The organism is Mammaliicoccus lentus, from assembly GCF_002902755.1.
Classification (GTDB): domain Bacteria; phylum Bacillota; class Bacilli; order Staphylococcales; family Staphylococcaceae; genus Mammaliicoccus; species Mammaliicoccus lentus.
In genome coordinates this window covers 1-415 of record NZ_PPRS01000040.1, presented here as the reverse complement: position 1 = coordinate 415, position 415 = coordinate 1, and the positions used below count along the sequence as shown (strand labels likewise).

Genomic DNA, 415 nt, shown 5'->3' with positions numbered 1-415 from the left:
GGTTCTGTTGCAAAGTAAAAAAATATAGCTAACCACTAATTTATCATGTCAGTGTTCGCTTAACTTGCTAGCATGATGCTAATTTCGTGGCATGGCGAAAATCCGTAGATCTGAAGAGACCTGCGGTTCTTTTTATATAGAGCGTAAATACATTCAATACCTTTTAAAGTATTCTTTGCTGTATTGATACTTTGATACCTTGTCTTTCTTACTTTAATATGACGGTGATCTTGCTCAATGAGGTTATTCAGATATTTCGATGTACAATGACAGTCAGGTTTAAGTTTAAAAGCTTTAATTACTTTAGCCATTGCTACCTTCGTTGAAGGTGCCTGATCTGTAATTACCTTTTGAGGTTTACCAAATTGTTTAATGAGACGTTTGATAAACGCATATGCTGAATGATTATCTCGTT

At 34.5% G+C, this 415-nt stretch carries 1 pseudogene; it reads right to left on the bottom strand.

Annotated features, from left to right (window positions below):
• Positions 1–59 precede the first annotated feature (59 nt).
• Positions 60–415, bottom strand: a pseudogene (locus CD135_RS10730) (IS6-like element IS257 family transposase); the annotation flags it as partial.